This window comes from Cytobacillus sp. Hz8, from assembly GCF_042263505.1.
Classification (GTDB): domain Bacteria; phylum Bacillota; class Bacilli; order Bacillales; family Cytobacillaceae; genus Bacillus_BE.
Map to the genome: position 1 here is coordinate 20,036 of NZ_JBHKFI010000006.1, position 17,347 is coordinate 37,382.

Genomic DNA, 17,347 nt, shown 5'->3' on the forward strand with positions numbered 1-17,347 from the left:
AAAAATAAATTCTATAAAAAAAATGCCCAGGATATTGGACATTTTCAAAATTATAATCCAATCATTATGAGGTTTTCTTTTTATCGTTTATTGAAGGAATCAACACACCGATCATGAACCCAATCCCAGTTCCAACACAAACAGCAACCGCAATATCGATATTTGTAACCATACCCGTTAAGACTCCTAGTGCAGCTCCAAAGAAAATGCCAGCGCCTACTTCAAAATCAGACATTTCAATCGCATTGTGAGTTTTTCTTATTCCCACTTTTAAACCCCCCAAAAATTTTTCTGATTCATGAATACATAATCATTTTTTAGGCGTTTGTAGGGTACCGTATTTACTTAAAGGAGGAACAAAATCGGTATTTTCTTCTTTATCTTCTCTTTTATTTTATCATGATAATACTTAATTTAATTGAATAGTCAGTGAATGATTATTGAACGTTTAGACTTTTTGCATATAATGAAATACCGCTTCATTATATAAGGTTAAGAAAAATATTGCTATTCATCAAAAAACAGATGTTGGCACCCCAAAAATTTTTCATAGGAAGATAATGAAGCTAATAGAAAGAGGCAAAGCTCTTATTTCCAATTCACTCAAATTCCCGTCGGCCAACTTGCCAGCTTGCGCTCACTTTTTTCCCGTTTTGTAGTAAGAAGGAATTCCAATGATTGAGACAAAAATTTTCTCGTTTCGAAAGGCGGAATCACATCGTCAATTAAATGCTTGGCAGCTGCTTTGTAGGGTGAGCTATCAAAGGACCAATGCTGTAAAAGCTGCTTTCGCATTTCCTTTGGATCCTCCGCTTGCGAGAGCTCTCGGCCATAGACAACATTTATGCCAACTTCTGGTCCTGTAAAATTGATTTCAGCTGTTGGCCAAGCGACAATTATATCACTGCCCATTCCTGGACCACACATATTCCCATAAGCGGCACCGATGCTTTTTCTAATGATAACGGATATTTTCGGAACAGTTGATAAGGCTAATGCTTGATTCCATACCATGATTCGCGTTGGCATTTGTGCTTTTTCTGCCTCGCTGCTTATACGAAAGCCTGGGGTATCATGTAAAAAAATTAATGGAATATGATAGGAATCACACAAACAAATAAATTCAGTCGCTTTTTGGCATTCCTGCGGTCCTGGAGCTCCGGCGAATTGATTTGGTTGATTGGCAATGATTCCAACTACATGCCCATTCAAATGAGCTAATGCAGTTATTAGAGCTCGGCCAAACTTCCCTTGGTATTCGAAAAATTCTCCATCATCTACAAGCAAATGGATGATTTTTTTCATATCATAGACACGATTGCTTTGCTGCGGTAAAATGGCGAGCACCTCATCCACCTGTCTATAAGGGTCATCATTTGTTATTCTCATTGCTGGTCTTTCATTGGCATTTTGCGGCATAAATTCAAAAAATGCCTTCAAAGCTTCGATGCATTCGTCCTCTGTTACCCCATCATGATCAATTTGACCTGTATATTTATGATGAATATCTACTCCACCAAGCTCTACAGGAGTCATTTTTTGCCCATTTGCAAGCTCAATCATTCTCGGCCCGGCAATGGCCATGCAGGTTCCCTGAAGCTGTGTGACAAAATCAGAAGACACTGCCACCCACGTTGGAGCACCAAAACTATCTCCTAAAATGGCTGACATCATCGGGGTTTGGCGATGATGAGTCAGCAATTCACGTGGAAAAAGCTTATCACTGATTCCATCTGAGCCCATTCCATCTGGCATTCGCAGACCTCCTCCTTCATTTAAAAAGAACATCGGGAGACCATTTTTAATGGCAAATTCGTGTATTTTTCTCGATTTACGGAGATGAACATTTCCTTCAGTTCCAGCAAAAACTGTTTTATCTCCCGCTTCGATTACAGCCGGTCTGCCATTAACTTTTCCTATTCCGGCTATAAGTCCGTCTCCATAGCCCTTCTTTTCCATTCCCGGAATGTCTGAAGTATTCAACCTGCCAAATTCACGAAAGGTTCCGGAATCCACAAGCTTTTCAATTCTTTCTCTTGCTGTTAGAAGTCCCTTTTGATGCTGTGCTTCGATTTTCTGTGGTCCCCCGCCAAGAAGGGCTACCTCTCTTTTCTCAATTAATTCATTTGTTAATTTTTGAATTGTACCCATTCTTCGTCCCTCACTCATTCTTCTTTTAGTAGTTTTCGAAGCACTTTTCCTGAAGGCGTTGTGGGCAATCGATCGATGATTTCAATATATCTTGGGTATTTGTAAGCCGCCATATGTTCTTTTGACCAGCTAATCAGGTCGAATTCTGAAATTTTCCCTTTATAGGAATCTTGTAAAACAATAAATGCCTTGACCGTTTCTCCTCTGATGGGGTCAGGTACTCCGATTACAGCGGATTGCTGAATGGCAGAATGATTGTTTAAGAGAACTTCGACATCCTCAGGAAAGACACTATAGCCTGAGCATTTAATCATTTCCTTCACTCGACCCTGAAAATAAAGATAACCATCCTCGTCAAAGTAGCCAATATCTCCTGTATACACCCAACCATCCTTTAAGGTTTCAGAAGTTGCTTCTGGTCGATTTAAATAGCCTTGAAAGACTCCTGGATTTTTCACAATAATTTCCCCAGATTGACCAACTGGCATTTCAGCACCATTCACGGGATCGATAATTTTCATGTGGGTCTCATAAATGGGGATTCCACAGGAACCGTATTTAATGTTTTCCTTTGGCATGAAGGTATCACAGGTATGGGTCTCGCTTAATCCATAGGCGCCTTCATACAAGATACATCCTTTTGTAACCGCTTTCCATTTTGTCGCCAATTCTTCTGTTACCTGTAATCCAAAGCTTGTAGCCATATTATGTTTTAAGCTTGATAGATTTCTTTCTTCTATGTTCGGGATTTGTAGAACCGCCGCATTCATGGGTGCAATACTGTACCAAGTAGTAATTTGATACCGTTCAATCGCTTGAACAGTAGCTATTGGATCAAAACGGAGAAATAATACGCATGGGACACCCGCATAAATAGGAATATTTACGCCCATGATCATTCCTGCAATATGGCTTAACGGCGCACAGGCCATAAGGCGATCTGCTTGAGTGATTCCATTGGCCTGTGCCACAGCGGCTGTCTTAAATAAGGCATTTTTATAAGTGAGTTGAGCTCCTTTAGGACGTCCCGTTGTACCTGATGTAAAAACCATTAACGCGATGTCCTTGTCTAAATCTATGGATGCTTGTTTTTCCAGCGGCTGGCTGCTTAAAATAATAGCGAGGAAATCATCCGCACCTTCTATCCGTTTTTTTGGTAGAGTTAATTCCGAACAAATCGGCAAAGCTGGAGTATCTGGCAAATAATCCTGATAGCTTGTGGTGATGACAAAATAAAAATTTTCCGGAATTCCCGCTTTTTCTAGCTCAAGATAGCAATCGTCACTTAATATGATTCCTTTTATCGGTGCTTCCTTTAAAAAGTAGGCTAATTCATCTGCTTTATACATAGGGTTGAGTGGGATAACCGTACCGCCAAGCTGTAAAATCGCATAATGGGAAATAATATACTGTGGACAATTTTGCATAAATAATGCGATACAGTCGCCTTGCTTTATGCCTTTTTGCTGAAAATAGCCTGCTAAGCGGTTTACCTGATTCAATAGCATTCCCCAAGTGATCTCTTTGCCATAGAAAAGATACGCTATTTCATCAGGCCGATGATTCGCATGCTCTTGTAGATAATCATAGAGCGATTGTTCTCCATGTAAATAACGCAACTCTGTTGGTAAGCTTTCTGGCCAATAAGGACGAACTTGTTCAACCATTTCCATACCTCCATTGCTTTTTTCAAAAACAAACTGACTGGTTAGTATCTATCTTTAAAAATAAAACTCCATAACTAGGAGCTTTATTTTTAAAAGAAAATATAACCAAAGAATATTTTCTTATTTTTCAGAATTATCTATTTTATTATAATCGTTTCTCAATAGCAATGCAATAGATCGCTTTTTTTCTTAACTCACTTATTCAATTAAAGGATAAAGTATATGGTCCATCCAAATCAGGATGACTCATTAATCGTATCGTTTTGGGCTCACAACGAATGACAATATAATTTGGATCATCTGGACCCGTTAAATATTTTAAAAAGTTTTCATGCCACAGTTGATCCTTTAGCTCCTTTTCATCCTCTAGGGTCGCCATTGCTGTTATGTCTAAGTATGGGTTGCCGAATCCTTCTGTTTTAAACCCTAAAAGGATGTGGACCTTAGGATTATTGAGAATATCTTGAACCTTTTCTGTTTTTTTACTAGATATGGTATATAATCGAAACCCTTCATTTCTAAACATCATAAATCGGGAATACGGTTGATCTCCCTTCATCGTACTTAGTATCCCTAACCGTCGCTCAGCTAAAATTGTCTGTATCTCCTCTTTTATTTTATCTTCATCCATCCATGACACACCCTTCCTAATTATTATCCTACCTTTGTCAATTTACCTTTTGTTAGTTGATACTTCAATGACAAAACGCATAGGATGGGTGTAAAAATCGTTTTTTTTTACCCCATTTCTTCAAATGCTTCTCTCATTAAACCATGCTTCGTGTGTTTCCGTTTCTTCCATACCTCCTCCTGGAAGAAAGTAATTTCCATCATTAGTTTGAATGATTGCTATATGATTGTCGATATTGAACATTAAAAAATAAGCTGAAGGCCTATTAATATACTCGATTCCCTCGATCTTTTCTCCCAAATGGGAGGATTTCCATTCGCCATTTTTCTTTCTATTAAGTTATAACAGTAAAAACTTAAGCAAACTTTTTTGCTTTTTCTCTTTCTTTTATCATGGAAATCGCGAGTTTGAACAACCAAATACAAAGCAACCCAATCACAATATACAATCCACTAATGACGACTGGCGAGACAAATGCGCCAATAGTGATAAAAAGGGAGGCCAACATGGAACCTCCATTCCCTACAATGGAATTCACCGCCATATAAGAACTTCTCGTATTTTCCGGAATCAAATCTGCTAAATAGTATTGTCGTACCGGCCAAAACATAATTTCTCCAACTGCTGCAAAGAAACCAGCAGCGAGTAGGAACCATGGGGCATTACTATATCCCATTACAAAGGTTCCAAATGTATATAATAAGAGTCCGAAGATTAAGACATTGATATTTTTATATCGACTCATCATTTTCCCCACAATCAGGGTCAAGGTAACAACGATCATTGTGTTTTCCGCATTTAATAACCCGAGCATCCGTGTACCATCTACTTGAAGATGAAAAGAACTTATAGATATTAAATTTTGAATGTGTATTTCTTTGGCCAGACGAATGCCGATATAATTCGAAACTTGAAATTCTAAAGTAAAGAATAGTAGAGTTGCCAGCGTAAAGATCATAAACACTTTATCCATACTCACCCTTTTATATTGTGTGCCAATGTCCTTAAAAACTGACATCCAACTTTGATTGGTGATTTTTCCTGCATGTTTGTAAGTGTCTGAAATAAAACAGAAAATCAGAATGACAGAAACAAAGGAAATCATAAAAGAAACCAACAAAATTATGAATAAGTGCGTAGTAAAATAAAAGCCGCCAATTACCGCTCCAATCACAATTGCGAGATTATTAAACCAATACATAAAACCATATACATGCTTTCGATTGTCATTCGTCGTGGCATCAATTAGCATCGCTTCTGCAACAGGTTCAGCAATACTAGAGGAGGCCGTAACGATAATAAAAGCTAAAAAAGTCCAAGCCGTAGATTGAAATAGGTTTGTATTCGCTAAAGCCATGAAAAGTAATCCAAGGGATCTTGTTATCGATGCTACAAGAATGATTTTCTTTCTGCCTATGATATCTGAAAAATAACCGGCATATAAGCCAACACCAAAACCAAAAATAACAGTGAAAATCATTAAAATCCCGGTTAGTTTTGCACCAAAGTGTGAAGCAAAATAGATACTCATAAATGGAAAAAACATGGAGTTTGATAGACCGTGCAAAAATACATCGAGAACCCGAATTCTCACGTTTATATGCAGGGTGCTCATTTTCATAAAAAGTCCCTCACCTTAATTCATTTTTCTATATATTCTAGCATATTTTACCATATTGATGAACATAGTAAAAAAGTCTGTTTCTTCCAAAATAAGAAACTTCGCCGATTGGAAAACCTTTATTCGAAGGCAGAGTTGTAGTTGCTATTCCTAAAATTGGCTATTATCTCAATCTTCATCACTGCAGTCATTTATACCATCTTAAAGTATTAATGAGTAAAGTTGCCGAAACGTTTCAGATGCTTTATGTCAAATGAAAAATCAAAGTCATCTTGAAAAATCAAAATTTTAAAAAAATATTTGCGAATTTTTTTATATCATCATAGGATTCTTTATGTAGTAGTTCTATTTTAAAGAAAGGAGATTGAAAGTATGAATAAGACAGTTGAAATCCTTCCAACCTATCGTATTGCCTATGTACGTCAAATGGGGCAATATGGGCCTGCAAATATTCAGACCATGGATAAAATTAAAAAATGGGCGGAGGAGAAAAAACTTTTAAAATCAGCCATCATCCTGGGAATTCCGCAGGATAATCCAGAAACGACCCTTCCAGAAAATTGTCGTTATGATGCATGCATCGTCATTTCTCCGGATTATCAACTTGATGATTCGATTTGTGAGGGGGAGCTTATCGGGGGAGAATATCTTATTTACAGAGTTAAACATACGACAACAGATATTCAAAAAGCATGGGCAGAAATACTTCTACTCCTACAAAATGGAGAATTTCAAATGGAGCAGAAACCGATTATTGAAAGATATACTTTTGAAATGATAGCTAATGGATATTGCGAATTATGCGTTCCAGTTAAACAGGCTTAGAAAATTTTCAATAAAGAAAACAGCTCTATTAAAAAAATGGGTGCTTCGCACAGAGCTGCACCCATTTTTCAAATATAGTGAAAACAGTCCTTTTAAAGATAAAGAATCCTTTTCTACATATAATAAGCCATAAATATATCATCTCCATAAGAGCCATCTTCATATTTTATTTGATTTTTTTGTCGTCCTTCTTCGATAAAACCAATTCGTTTATACACTTTGATTGCTCGATCATTTATGGAAGTGACGAATAAACAGATTTTTTCAAGATTGTTTTGCTTTCTGGCCCAATCAATTAGGAATTCGATTAGCTCTGTACCAATCCCTTGATTGCAATGTTCTTCTCTAATACCAACCCCCATTGTCCCTGTATGTCTTAGTCGAACCTTTTCGTTACGAGTAAAAACTAAATATCCGACGACCTCTCCATCCATTTCTGCCACTATAATAAGATTACCTTTTCTATTGCTGTGCTTAATCTGTTCTCTTAGCTTACTGTCATTTTGAGGCAATTCCATCTTTGAAGAGGCAAAAAACTTTGTTGTTTCTTCTGATAGAATAATTTCTTTTCGTAAATTCACGATTACTTCAGCGTCTGATTCATTTGCAAGTCGTATCACATAAATCCCTCATTTTTGGTTACAGAATATATCTCTATTCTTAGATAAATTGCAAATTATTGCAATATTCAATTGGAAATTTAACAAATGAGTAGATTGGAGCGTGATATGTTCATCTAATTTTTTTTAAAACAATTCATTCTCCCTTTATTTTCCTGTACTTTTATAAATCGGTTGAGCCTTATAAAGAGTTACACGTTTTTCTCACTTATATTGGGATAGATCCATCTCTATCTGTTAACTCTTTAAATTCTTGTTTTAAAATAAATATACATAAGAAATGTATTGAAAACCAAATGAAGCTTATCAACTTTAGATTTTAGACTATCAAGTCATAGGCTAATGGACAATCATTTAAACCTCACATAAATAAAATGGATTAAGGATGGTGACGGAAATGGGAAATTCCATCAATATTAGTCAATTTAAGGTGCGATCCCTAACAAATAATGCCAATATCAACTTTGGGGTAACCTATCAGAATAGCCATACTTCCAATAATGTGATTATCGGTGGCAATTTTAACTTTGGCGATGCGTGCTTAAATTCTTTTACAAATATTAATTTTACAAAGGTATAAAATTTACCAACGAATACGGAGTTTGAATCATTCCTTAGTTAAAAATAAAGATGACACACAAACATAATTTATATCATAATTGTTCTTTCCACTGAAAAACGTATCCCAAGAGGATACGCTTTTTTCAACAGATTATGATCAGAGATTAAGGCCGTTTGGATACCATTTAAACCATCTCCCATGTCCATCAGTATCCGCAATGATTTGTTTATACTCTGTTCCATCTAAATAGGCTTCTAGATGAAGATAGCGATCGCGAATATTATTATAAAGATGAAATACATCTCTTCCCTTTCCAATTGAATTAATCTTATTTAGAAGCAAATTTTTTGTTTCAGGAGCCAATTGATTGGCTACATGTGTATGAAATATTACAGGAATTTGTTCTTTTGGGATTTTATGAATGTAATCATCCAATAAAACAATCCCGTCCCCATGTATGAGGTGAATTGGATGGTTTGTGACAATTTCTGCAGCTTTTTCAAACATTGATAATCTTTCCTGATGCTCTGGCCAAATAAGGGCCTTAAGCCATAAATAGGCTTCTGAATCTTTTAAATTGATCGGGTTTAAATCAAATCCTATTCTTGCGGACACTGGTGGTGAAGTCGGTTGGACAGGAAGTGGGTCAGGTCCAATATTCTTTGAAGTAATCACAAAGTTGGCATCAGGATTCCCAACAATATCTTTTTCATTATAGGAATAGGAATATTGATCCCAGAGCAAAAGAAGTCCTGAACTTGTACCAATCTCCAAGAGAGCTAACGGCTTATTTGTTTTTTCATAAATTAGGCTAAAAACCGGATAGAGATAGGCACATCTTCTTACTTCATTCGTTTGCACGATCTTCGTTTGTAAAATTCTCACTATTTCAGCCATATTTAGGAGGCAAAACTCCTTAAAAGGTTTAAAAGATTCAGTAAAAGGCTTCGTTTCAGTCACAATACTAGGATAATAATCTTTCAATCGATGATTCTGATATTTTAAAAGAAGATAATGAACAGCGCCAAAGAATAAATTTGGAATCGGCTGCCCCTTCTTTGCTGTCTTACATATTTCTAGTAAATCCTGATCTTTTGCAATTTTACGAGAAAGAAATTCATATAATTCACTAGAGTCATGACATTCATATTGTGCAAAACGAATAAACCTCTCAGATAAAGGCAGTTCCTTTAACATAAAATCCCCCCATTCAATACCTTCAAATTCTCCTTTGTCCATCAATCTGATCTTATAATCCCCTTTATTTGAAGTTCATCTGGATGAAGTTTTATATGATACGGATATTCTAACCTAAACGAAATAGTAACAAAAATATACTTTTATGGTAGACTTTACATAAGAAAATATCAAATTTTAAAAAAATGTGGTGATGTTATGACAATAAACCGTGAATTAATTCGACTTGCACTCATGATTATTTTAATTTTTGGCGGAACTTTATTGATTCATTATTTTCGGACAGGTGAATGGTTAATTGATGAATTGATTGGTGCTGCAATTGGTATTGTCCTTTTCATTTTTTCATTGCTTTGGAGGAACAGGAACAAACAATCTAATTGATCAAAGCGAATAATATTCGAGAAAAAAATAAGCTTCTAATCTCAGATTAGAAGCTTATTTTTTCTTTGAATTTTGAGGGATTAATCAAGAGAGATTTTTCCTGTGTATTTCCGTAAATCCACTCGCTTAATTTTTCCTGAATCAGTTTTAGGAAGCGCATTTATAAATTGGATGATTCTTGGATATTTATATGGAGCAGTCAATTTTTTCGCAAATTGTTGAAGTTCTCTTACCAAATGGTCATTGCCTGTAATACCTTCTTTTAGTACAACAAACGCCTTCACAAGATTTCCTCTGATTGGGTCTGGAGAGGCAACAACTGCACATTCCTTAACTGCTTCATGTTTCATCAGGCTATCTTCTACTTCAAATGGTCCAATCGTGTAGCCTGAACTAATAATGACATCATCATTCCGACCTTGGAACCAGATATAACCATCTTCATCCATTGATGCTCGATCCCCTGTAAGAAAATACTGTCCTCGACATGAATCATTTGTTTTGACCTCGTCCTTGTAATATTCCTTAAATAAAGCAGGAAAGTCCTTTCTAACAGCAATGGTTCCAACTTCATTTGCAGGAAGCGGATTTCCTTCCTGATCCACGATAGCAATAAAATCTTTTAATAGAGGTTGTCCCATAGAACCAATTTTACTGGAATCTACATTTAAGTTTGCGATTAATAACGTGCTCTCCGTTTGTCCATAGCCATCGCGAATTTGAATATTAAATGTGTTTTTAAAGACATCAATTACTTCTCTATTAAGAGCTTCACCAGCTGAAACGGCTGTATGTAAATGAGAAAGATCAAATGATTGAATATCCTCTAATTTAGCCATCATCCGGTATTCAGTTGGTGTGCAGCATAAAACATTTATTTTATAGTCTTGTAGTAGTTGTAAATATTTGTGTGGGCTGAATTTTCGATTGCTAACAAATCCAGTTGCGCCGGATCCCAAAATAGATAAAAACGGACTCCATACCCATTTTTGCCATCCCGGAGCAGCAGTTGCCCATACGACGTCAGTTTCACTAATATTCAGCCATTTTGATGCAGCTGTTCTTAAATGGGCATAACCCCATCCATGACTGTGCACGACTCCCTTTGGAAATCCTGTTGTGCCGGATGTGTAAGCAAGATAAGCAAAATCCTCTTTTGTTGTTTTGACTGTTGAAAAGGTTTCTGGTTCTCCCTCCATTAAATCTTCCATCCGCATCCAACCAGGAACTTCTTGACCGAAAGCGATCCGATATTGAACAAATGGAGTTTCATCCTCTATACGATCAAATTCTGCTACAAATGGGTGGTAAGCAATAATTGCTTTTGCCTCTGAATGATTCAATCGATAGCTTAAGTCCTTTGCACGGAGTAATTCAGAAGAGGGACTTATCACTAAGCCTGCTTTCAAACAAGCTAAATAGATGATATATGATTCAACAAGACGTGTTGTCATGACCACGACCCTGTCACCTTTTGTTAATCCTAGACTTGTCAACCCATTGGCTAACTGATTTGCCCTCTTTATTAATCCAGAATAGGTGATTGTCGTTGGTTCCCCTGATTTTTGATCAAGTATAAGAGCAGGCTTCTCTGAAAAATATTGATCAATCTCATCCGCAATATTATAAACTTCTGGTGCAATTAAAGTTTTTAAGTCCAAATCTGTCATCCTTCTTTTCCTTAGGTATTATACATACAGGTTACACTATTTTTTAAAGTGACCTTATAGCATATTATAACATCTAGTGTTAGTACTTGATACTAATTTAATATGAATTTTTAATTAAAATTTATAATATTTTCAAAAAAATCTACCATTTCTTTGACATAATCGTTAGCAAAGAAATAAGACTTATGAAATTCAACCTGCATAAGTCTTTTATTACCATTAGATGATATAATCAGGTACTAGTTATTTCCTTTTTCCATAACAGCAAAATAGTGATCTTCAAAGTCGGCAAAATTAAAAACTCTCCCACCAGGGATACTCACCACTTGCCCAACTTTAATTTTTTGCTTTATTAAATGTTGATAAAGCTGATCTAAATCATCAGTAAAGAACATCAAAGAAGGAGTTCCTAAATTTAATCCAGGCTCCATCTTTGCTACAAAGTCCTTATTATGAAGGATAAGGGTAGTCTCAGCGTCCTTGGAAGGAGCTATTTCAATCCATCTCATTCCTTGATCATTATTTTCTTCAGAAATGATTATGAATCCAACGATTTCTGTCCAAAAGCGAACAGCTTCATCTTGATTATTAACATATAGCATAATTTGTCCAACCTTATTAATCATTTCAACCACACTCCAATCTTTATTCTATTAATGATATGTGATGCAAAGTAACAATTTTATTTTTTCCCATAGTCGCTTAAGATAAACTTATTTGTCCGTCTGATGTTGTGTGAAGTTCAATCCACTTATTGTTGGTAACTTAAAATTTGTATATCTCTCGTATTCGTTGAAAGATGATGAGATGTTTTGTGAAAAAATAGTGATAGCGACTCTTGCTAGGAAGTGATAAAACGCTATACTTTGAGACGTCATGAAGATACTAGCGGCACCAAAAATAATAAATTTCACTGAAAAAACTCCCGAAAAAATAATGATGGAATTACTATTATAAATAAAATACGGACAGCTTAATCTTTTGCTGTCCGTATCTTTTCCCATTCTATTTTATTATTCTAAGCCTGCATTTTCTGATGCAATTCTTGATAATGCAGACCAATCTTGGTTTTCTCTCCCTTTTGCAACAGATGCTAGCAACGTGTCATGCAAAAGGCTTGCAATTGGCATTGGGTTTTGCTTTGCGTTTGCCTCTTCAAGGACGAGATTACAATCTTTTAACCCAAGTGCCAGCTTAAAACCCGCAGGTTCAAAGTTTCTTTTGCCAATCATGGAACCATAGCCATTGTAAACGGTGCAATTAAATAAAGTAGAAGCATAAATCTCGGCAGCCAATTCACGGTCGATGCCATTCTTTTCAGCGAGATTAAAGGACTCTGTCATTGCTTCCATCGCTGCCATAATCATAAAATTCCCACCAAGTTTGATGACATTCGCATTCCCTGGTTCCTCTCCAATATCAAATATACGTTGACCTAGTGCTTCTTGAATAGGCGTCACTCTTAATTTTGCCTCATTCCTCCCTGAAGAAAGGATAAATAGTTTTTGCTCAGCAGCAGCTTCAGGTCGACCGAACACAGGAGATGCTACATAATAACTCCCCTGCTCTTGGTGGAAAGCCGCGAGTTTGCGAGATGTTTCCGGTGCTACCGTGCTCATGGAAAGATGAATTCCGCCATGAGTTAGCTTTTTCCCGAATCCTTTTTCATGAAAAACAATTTCCTCTAATGCTTGATCATTGGAAACCATTGTAATGACCACCCCGCCAGGTTCAGCAACATCAGCCAATTGATTGACCTGAATCGCACCAGCCGCAACGACTTCCTTTGCTTTTTCTGGTGTACGGTTATAAACTTTTACCTTAAAGCCTGCTTTTAAAAGATTCATCACCATGGGCTGCCCCATATTTCCTAATCCGATAAAGCCGATTTCTTGCGTCATTTTTGCATGTCCTCCATTCATCTTATTTTATATGGGTAACAACATTAGCTACTTTACTTTTGGTATTGCCTGCAATATAGACAAATTATGAATCAATCTTTGAAAAGATGATAATTGTTATTGATTTTACTGCATTCTGTAGCTACTTTGTCAAAGGCTGATTTGATATTCTTTAGATAAGAATAGGAGATATAATGCATATCTATTGTTTTCCTTGGCATGTATATCTAAACCACCAATAATGTTACCCTCAAGCCAAATTGTGTAATGTGAATAATTCTTTATTTTATCAATTAATTTTTCAACAGGCTCATTGACAGGGCTATTTTCGTGGTCCTCCTATCTTTTTAAGTCATCAATGAATACTTCTTTTTGAATGTTAAACAAAATTTCTGCTTCATCAATTTTGGTTCACTTGATACTTAAATCCATTTTAATGACATCCTGTAATTAATTTTGCCAAGGTTCGATTGAATCTTTCAAATTATTTTAACATAAAAATTAACTTATCCTTGAAAAAATTTCTAATTAAGTAAAAATCGAATACAAACCTAAGAAAAAAGCAATGGAACCAAATCCATTGCCTTGTCAATTGCTAATTTATTGATAAAAGTATTAAGAATTGCTCTGTGAATTAGACTTCGAATTACAGTTTTCTACCTCTGAACCGAACCCATTAGTCACATCCATTCCTTTTTACTCTTTTATTTTTTGAATACAACCGCAATAACTTCGTCTTCGGTCATATCGCTATCAATTCGATACGTTCCTGGCCGTAAGTTGTTGGCAAGCCCCTTCTTCTCCACTCGTTTTGAGAAGTCAAATGCGTTATCAACAATTTTTGATCTTACAAGAACTTTCCCGACATCATAGCTTGTCATCCCTTTTGATACGGATAAGAACGTGCGATATATAATCTTCTCTTTGCCTGTATCTTCGGACTTAGAATCAGTTTTCGAATTAGAATCTTCCTTCTTCACTGCTTCTGATTTAGTAGATTTAAGGATTTTATTCAATTCATCCTTTGTATAAATCATATAACCTGCAGTGGTTAGCTTGTCTTTCATTTCCTTTTCAGAAGGCTCCACTACTTTTGTTTTACTAGATTTATTGGTTGCACCTTCAACATCAGATAAGTAAACCGCGCCAAGTACAGTTGATGATAGCAATAGTCCTGCTGCAAAACTGGAAATCAACTTAGCGTTCATTAGTTGGCACTCCTTTCTTTCTTCGAAGATTTATAAGGAGCCAACAAAAGTTCAACTTCATGTTCATCTAATTGTTTTTCTGTAGCAATACTTTTGAAGGAGTAGCCTCTTTTATATAAATCTAACAGCTCGCGCATCAAAAGTCGCTCTTCTGATGAAATGACTTTATTATCAGCTTTTTGAGAAAGAATTTCCACATCGAGCTCTAGATTACGAATATGATTTTGTAGCTTACTCGTCTCTTCCATCATTGAGAAATAAATAGAATCAATTTCTCTTTGTTCATGACCTGATGATTGCTTAAATTTCACTAAAGAAAAAATTAGCAACACAGCTGAAATACCAAATAGAATGGCTAATGTCCATCCAATCATTATGAAATCCTCCATCTCTTAAAACTTTTACCTCGCAAGTTAGTATTATACTACAATTAGTTAAACATTTCTTTTTAAAACAAAAAAATACGTCAAAAGTTAGGTTTTCATTCATTATTAAAAATTGAGATTTAGGCATAATCTCTTATAATCCATCGTTCTAAAAGGTCAAAACTCCCTTTCTATAACCACTTTGGCTCCCTCTTTCGTCCGTTCAAAACTGTTATAAACCTGTAACAAAATATGGAGTTGATGGTGACAAAATCACTGAGATTGATATTTTTTACAACGATACTAAAGATAGAGAAACAAATAGTCTATCTACCTATTTCATATTGAATTCAATAAAAATCTTTCATGTTACGGAGGAAACTAAAATGGTTGCTAACTTTGGGGGTTTAGATCAAAAATTGGTTGAAGCAATTGAGGCACATGCCGATACAGTGGTTGCCTTATGTTCTTGCTGCCAAGTTCAGTTACGTGATTCTAATATCAAAAATCATCTTGGTTTAAAGATTTCAGATTTAGCTCATTTTACGATGGAAGCCTTAATGCCTAATATGCTCCCCCTCATAATTCCATATATGACTCCAAAAATGATTGCCTATATCAAAGAAGAATTATAGAGTTATATACTCATGAAAGTGAAGATGCCTAATTAAGCATCTTCACTTTCATTCACCATTATTCTTAATTTATCGGGATTTAATATAAAGATAGTTCCTCGATGGGTTTCTATCAGATGCTCATTTTCAAAATATTTCAGCATTCTGCTAACTACTTCCCTTGCGGAGCCTATATTTTTGGCAATCAGTTCATGCGTGATGCCTAAAGTTAATTTTTTTTCAATATCTGCCTGATCTAAAAGAAACCGCGCTACTCTTGATGATAAACTTCCAAAAACCACCTGCTCCATGACCCATAAAGCTGTAGAGAAGCGTTTTGCGAGTAATTTGATGAAAAAATCTTTCAAAACCATATTTTCTTTACTGATAAACTCTATCACTTTGGAAGGAATGATATAAATCGAACTTTCCACTTCCGCTTCAAAAAATAAAGGGAAACGCAAATCTTTAAAAAGACAGGACGCTGAAAGAATACAAATCTCCTTTTCTTTTAATCGAAAAAGGGTAATTTCTCTTCCATCTTGGGACATAATATAGGCTCTTATTCTTCCAGAATGAACTAAAATCAGCCCATAACATTCTTCATGAAATTCTGATAACCTTTCTCCTTTGGCAAAAAGTTGATTAGTAATAGAGATTTTTACAAGCTCTTGTTCATCTAAATTTAGATGTGAATAAAAAGGTAATAATTCCATTATTTCCGATTCATCATCCAACATTTTCATGAGAGATCACGACCTTATTTTCCCAGTCTATTTTATCGAAATTCCATTGAATTGTGCCTATATAGCAGTCTTTTATTGCGAATTATAGCACAAATAGATTATTCATATTTGTCTTCTTTGATTTTCGATTTCCTGAAATGTTCTCTAATTAGGTGCAATTGCATTGAAAGCTGACTTAACTCTTCTTTTAAAATTATTTTATGTTTATAATCATCTGGTAATCTTTCATAACCAATTTCTACTCCTTTAAGACCGCAGGCAATGGCAGCAATTGTATCGCTATCGCCTCCATTGTTCGCTGCAGCAATCGCAATTTCACGAAAATCATCTAAATGATATAGATAATACAGAACCCAATAAAAAGTATTAACTACATAGCCATCCGAAGGGACGCTTGGCTTTTTCTTAAAAATGGTGAAAAATTTAGTGTCTCTAATTACAGTTTCGATTGCATCTTTCAATGGATATTGATTTAAAAGCTGAAAGGCTATTTTATTATACAACTGACATATACTTGACGTTTCATCATCATAATGGGTCATTTTCGATTGAAGATTTGTAATCTCATCTATTTTTGGCAAAGAAGGATATGAAAGAGCAACAGGTAGTGTACGCATAAGAGTTCCATTTCCAGCACTCATTCCATTTAGTTGAATGTTTACATTTTTAGAAGTTTGAAACCAGTCACCATTATATTGACGCAACACTTCACGAATGGTGTTCCCAATATCCTTCGGTTTTGTATCATACCAATGAAGAAATTCGTTGCCAATTTCAGAAATAGGATCAATTGGATTAGAGATAATTCCCTTACAAACTGCTATTGTCATCGCGGTATCATCAGTGACTTCACCTGGTGCTAAGTTCCAGACCCCGCCACCCAACATCTCCGTTAAGCATCCATATTCCTTTTTTATTTCTTCCTCCGTCATAAATTCTGTCGTCCCTCCAAGCGCATCCCCAATCGCAACACCAAAAAGACCACCTTTTATTTTATCTAACAATTCAATCATCCTTTTATGATAAAAAATAATGACATTTCATTTTTGTATGATTTAGTTTCAATCAAAGTTAAAAACATGAAAATAGCAAGCTTTATTTTTTATATCATTATTGAAACTTGAGTGACTTTTCTCTATTTTAACATGCAGCTTAAAAAAAAATTAAATAATCAAATTCGTTCAT

At 35.5% G+C, this 17,347-nt stretch carries 18 protein-coding genes; 4 read left to right on the forward strand and 14 right to left on the reverse strand.

Going from position 1 to position 17,347, the window contains the following annotated elements; all coding sequences use genetic code 11:
• Positions 1-64: 64 nt before the first annotated feature.
• The 5 genes from ACE38V_RS09430 to ACE38V_RS09450 all read right to left on the reverse strand — a co-directional run bounded on the left by ACE38V_RS09430 (position 65) and on the right by ACE38V_RS09450 (position 6,070).
• On the reverse strand, positions 65-268 hold the full coding sequence (locus tag ACE38V_RS09430) for a hypothetical protein (protein WP_375840982.1): 204 nt from the start codon (positions 266-268) through the stop codon (positions 65-67).
• A gap of 335 nt (positions 269-603) precedes the next feature.
• A complete protein-coding gene (locus tag ACE38V_RS09435) occupies positions 604-2,151 on the reverse strand; it encodes an acyl-CoA carboxylase subunit beta (RefSeq protein WP_375840983.1) in 1,548 nt (515 codons plus the stop codon).
• 14 nt (positions 2,152-2,165) lie between these two features.
• Positions 2,166-3,818 carry an AMP-binding protein gene (locus ACE38V_RS09440; protein WP_375840984.1) on the reverse strand — a complete coding sequence of 551 codons (1,653 nt, stop codon included), beginning with the start codon at positions 3,816-3,818 and terminating at the stop codon, positions 2,166-2,168.
• Between the two features lie 202 nt (positions 3,819-4,020).
• Positions 4,021-4,449: a pyridoxamine 5'-phosphate oxidase family protein gene (locus ACE38V_RS09445; protein ID WP_375840985.1), complete on the reverse strand. Its 429-nt coding sequence runs from the start codon at positions 4,447-4,449 to the stop codon at positions 4,021-4,023.
• Between the two features lie 355 nt (positions 4,450-4,804).
• On the reverse strand, positions 4,805-6,070 hold the full coding sequence (locus ACE38V_RS09450; protein WP_375840986.1) for an MFS transporter: 1,266 nt from the start codon (positions 6,068-6,070) through the stop codon (positions 4,805-4,807).
• 372 nt (positions 6,071-6,442) lie between these two features.
• On the opposite strand from ACE38V_RS09450, the gene ACE38V_RS09455 reads away from it, so the two are divergent.
• Positions 6,443-6,895 (forward strand): AraC family transcriptional regulator, encoded by a 453-nt coding sequence (locus ACE38V_RS09455; RefSeq protein WP_375840987.1) that lies wholly within the window; start codon positions 6,443-6,445, stop codon positions 6,893-6,895.
• A gap of 113 nt (positions 6,896-7,008) precedes the next feature.
• Here the strand turns inward: ACE38V_RS09455 and ACE38V_RS09460 are convergent, their stop codons facing one another.
• Positions 7,009-7,515, reverse strand: coding sequence for a GNAT family N-acetyltransferase (locus ACE38V_RS09460; RefSeq protein ID WP_375840988.1), 507 nt, complete (start codon positions 7,513-7,515; stop codon positions 7,009-7,011).
• A gap of 397 nt (positions 7,516-7,912) precedes the next feature.
• On the opposite strand from ACE38V_RS09460, the gene ACE38V_RS09465 reads away from it, so the two are divergent.
• The gene (locus ACE38V_RS09465; RefSeq protein WP_375840989.1) at positions 7,913-8,095 is read left to right on the forward strand and encodes a spore germination protein; all 183 of its coding nucleotides are present in this window, start codon (positions 7,913-7,915) and stop codon (positions 8,093-8,095) included.
• A gap of 138 nt (positions 8,096-8,233) precedes the next feature.
• Here the strand turns inward: ACE38V_RS09465 and ACE38V_RS09470 are convergent, their stop codons facing one another.
• A complete protein-coding gene (locus ACE38V_RS09470) occupies positions 8,234-9,274 on the reverse strand; it encodes a DUF2332 domain-containing protein (protein WP_375840990.1) in 1,041 nt (346 codons plus the stop codon).
• A gap of 198 nt (positions 9,275-9,472) precedes the next feature.
• Between ACE38V_RS09470 and ACE38V_RS09475 the strand changes: the two genes are divergently transcribed.
• Complete coding sequence (locus tag ACE38V_RS09475; protein WP_375840991.1) at positions 9,473-9,658, forward strand: hypothetical protein; 186 nt, start codon at positions 9,473-9,475, stop codon at positions 9,656-9,658.
• Positions 9,659-9,738: 80 nt separating this feature from the next.
• Here ACE38V_RS09475 and ACE38V_RS09480 read toward each other — a convergent pair whose 3' ends face one another.
• The 5 genes from ACE38V_RS09480 to ACE38V_RS09500 form a co-directional block, all read right to left on the reverse strand.
• Complete coding sequence (locus ACE38V_RS09480) at positions 9,739-11,319, reverse strand: acetate--CoA ligase (RefSeq protein ID WP_375841170.1); 1,581 nt, start codon at positions 11,317-11,319, stop codon at positions 9,739-9,741.
• A 248-nt stretch (positions 11,320-11,567) separates the two neighbouring features.
• Positions 11,568-11,954, reverse strand: coding sequence for a VOC family protein (locus tag ACE38V_RS09485; protein ID WP_375840992.1), 387 nt, complete (start codon positions 11,952-11,954; stop codon positions 11,568-11,570).
• 387 nt (positions 11,955-12,341) lie between these two features.
• Positions 12,342-13,229, reverse strand: a complete 888-nt coding sequence (locus tag ACE38V_RS09490; protein ID WP_375840993.1) for an NAD(P)-dependent oxidoreductase — start codon at positions 13,227-13,229, stop codon at positions 12,342-12,344.
• A 704-nt stretch (positions 13,230-13,933) separates the two neighbouring features.
• Positions 13,934-14,437 carry an aminodeoxychorismate lyase gene (locus ACE38V_RS09495; RefSeq protein WP_375840994.1) on the reverse strand — a complete coding sequence of 168 codons (504 nt, stop codon included), beginning with the start codon at positions 14,435-14,437 and terminating at the stop codon, positions 13,934-13,936.
• Positions 14,437-14,811, reverse strand: a complete 375-nt coding sequence (locus ACE38V_RS09500; protein ID WP_375840995.1) for a hypothetical protein — start codon at positions 14,809-14,811, stop codon at positions 14,437-14,439. Before ACE38V_RS09500 ends, ACE38V_RS09495 begins: the two co-directional genes overlap by 1 nt.
• Positions 14,812-15,188: 377 nt before the next feature.
• On the opposite strand from ACE38V_RS09500, the gene ACE38V_RS09505 reads away from it, so the two are divergent.
• On the forward strand, positions 15,189-15,437 hold the full coding sequence (locus tag ACE38V_RS09505; RefSeq protein WP_375840996.1) for a hypothetical protein: 249 nt from the start codon (positions 15,189-15,191) through the stop codon (positions 15,435-15,437).
• Between the two features lie 32 nt (positions 15,438-15,469).
• Here ACE38V_RS09505 and ACE38V_RS09510 read toward each other — a convergent pair whose 3' ends face one another.
• On the reverse strand, positions 15,470-16,162 hold the full coding sequence (locus tag ACE38V_RS09510; protein ID WP_375840997.1) for a Crp/Fnr family transcriptional regulator: 693 nt from the start codon (positions 16,160-16,162) through the stop codon (positions 15,470-15,472).
• A gap of 98 nt (positions 16,163-16,260) precedes the next feature.
• Positions 16,261-17,166 (reverse strand): ADP-ribosylglycohydrolase family protein, encoded by a 906-nt coding sequence (locus ACE38V_RS09515; protein ID WP_375840998.1) that lies wholly within the window; start codon positions 17,164-17,166, stop codon positions 16,261-16,263.
• Positions 17,167-17,347: the final 181 nt, after the last annotated feature.

Excerpts from the sequence above, each read along its gene's own strand:
- ACE38V_RS09440 (WP_375840984.1), bottom strand. The coding sequence starts at position 3,818 with ATGGTTGAACAAGTTCGTCCTTATTGGCCAGAAAGCTTACCAACAGAG.
- ACE38V_RS09435 (WP_375840983.1), bottom strand. The coding sequence starts at position 2,151 with ATGGGTACAATTCAAAAATTAACAAATGAATTAATTGAGAAAAGAGAG.
- ACE38V_RS09475 (WP_375840991.1), top strand. The coding sequence starts at position 9,473 with ATGACAATAAACCGTGAATTAATTCGACTTGCACTCATGATTATTTTA.
- ACE38V_RS09490 (WP_375840993.1), bottom strand. The coding sequence starts at position 13,229 with ATGACGCAAGAAATCGGCTTTATCGGATTAGGAAATATGGGGCAGCCC.
- ACE38V_RS09450 (WP_375840986.1), bottom strand. The coding sequence starts at position 6,070 with ATGAAAATGAGCACCCTGCATATAAACGTGAGAATTCGGGTTCTCGAT.
- ACE38V_RS09485 (WP_375840992.1), bottom strand. The coding sequence starts at position 11,954 with ATGATTAATAAGGTTGGACAAATTATGCTATATGTTAATAATCAAGAT.
- ACE38V_RS09445 (WP_375840985.1), bottom strand. The coding sequence starts at position 4,449 with ATGGATGAAGATAAAATAAAAGAGGAGATACAGACAATTTTAGCTGAG.
- ACE38V_RS09510 (WP_375840997.1), bottom strand. The coding sequence starts at position 16,162 with ATGAAAATGTTGGATGATGAATCGGAAATAATGGAATTATTACCTTTT.
- ACE38V_RS09470 (WP_375840990.1), bottom strand. The coding sequence starts at position 9,274 with ATGTTAAAGGAACTGCCTTTATCTGAGAGGTTTATTCGTTTTGCACAA.
- ACE38V_RS09505 (WP_375840996.1), top strand. The coding sequence starts at position 15,189 with ATGGTTGCTAACTTTGGGGGTTTAGATCAAAAATTGGTTGAAGCAATT.
- ACE38V_RS09495 (WP_375840994.1), bottom strand. The coding sequence starts at position 14,437 with ATGAACGCTAAGTTGATTTCCAGTTTTGCAGCAGGACTATTGCTATCA.
- ACE38V_RS09500 (WP_375840995.1), bottom strand. The coding sequence starts at position 14,811 with ATGATTGGATGGACATTAGCCATTCTATTTGGTATTTCAGCTGTGTTG.
- ACE38V_RS09455 (WP_375840987.1), top strand. The coding sequence starts at position 6,443 with ATGAATAAGACAGTTGAAATCCTTCCAACCTATCGTATTGCCTATGTA.
- ACE38V_RS09465 (WP_375840989.1), top strand. The coding sequence starts at position 7,913 with ATGGGAAATTCCATCAATATTAGTCAATTTAAGGTGCGATCCCTAACA.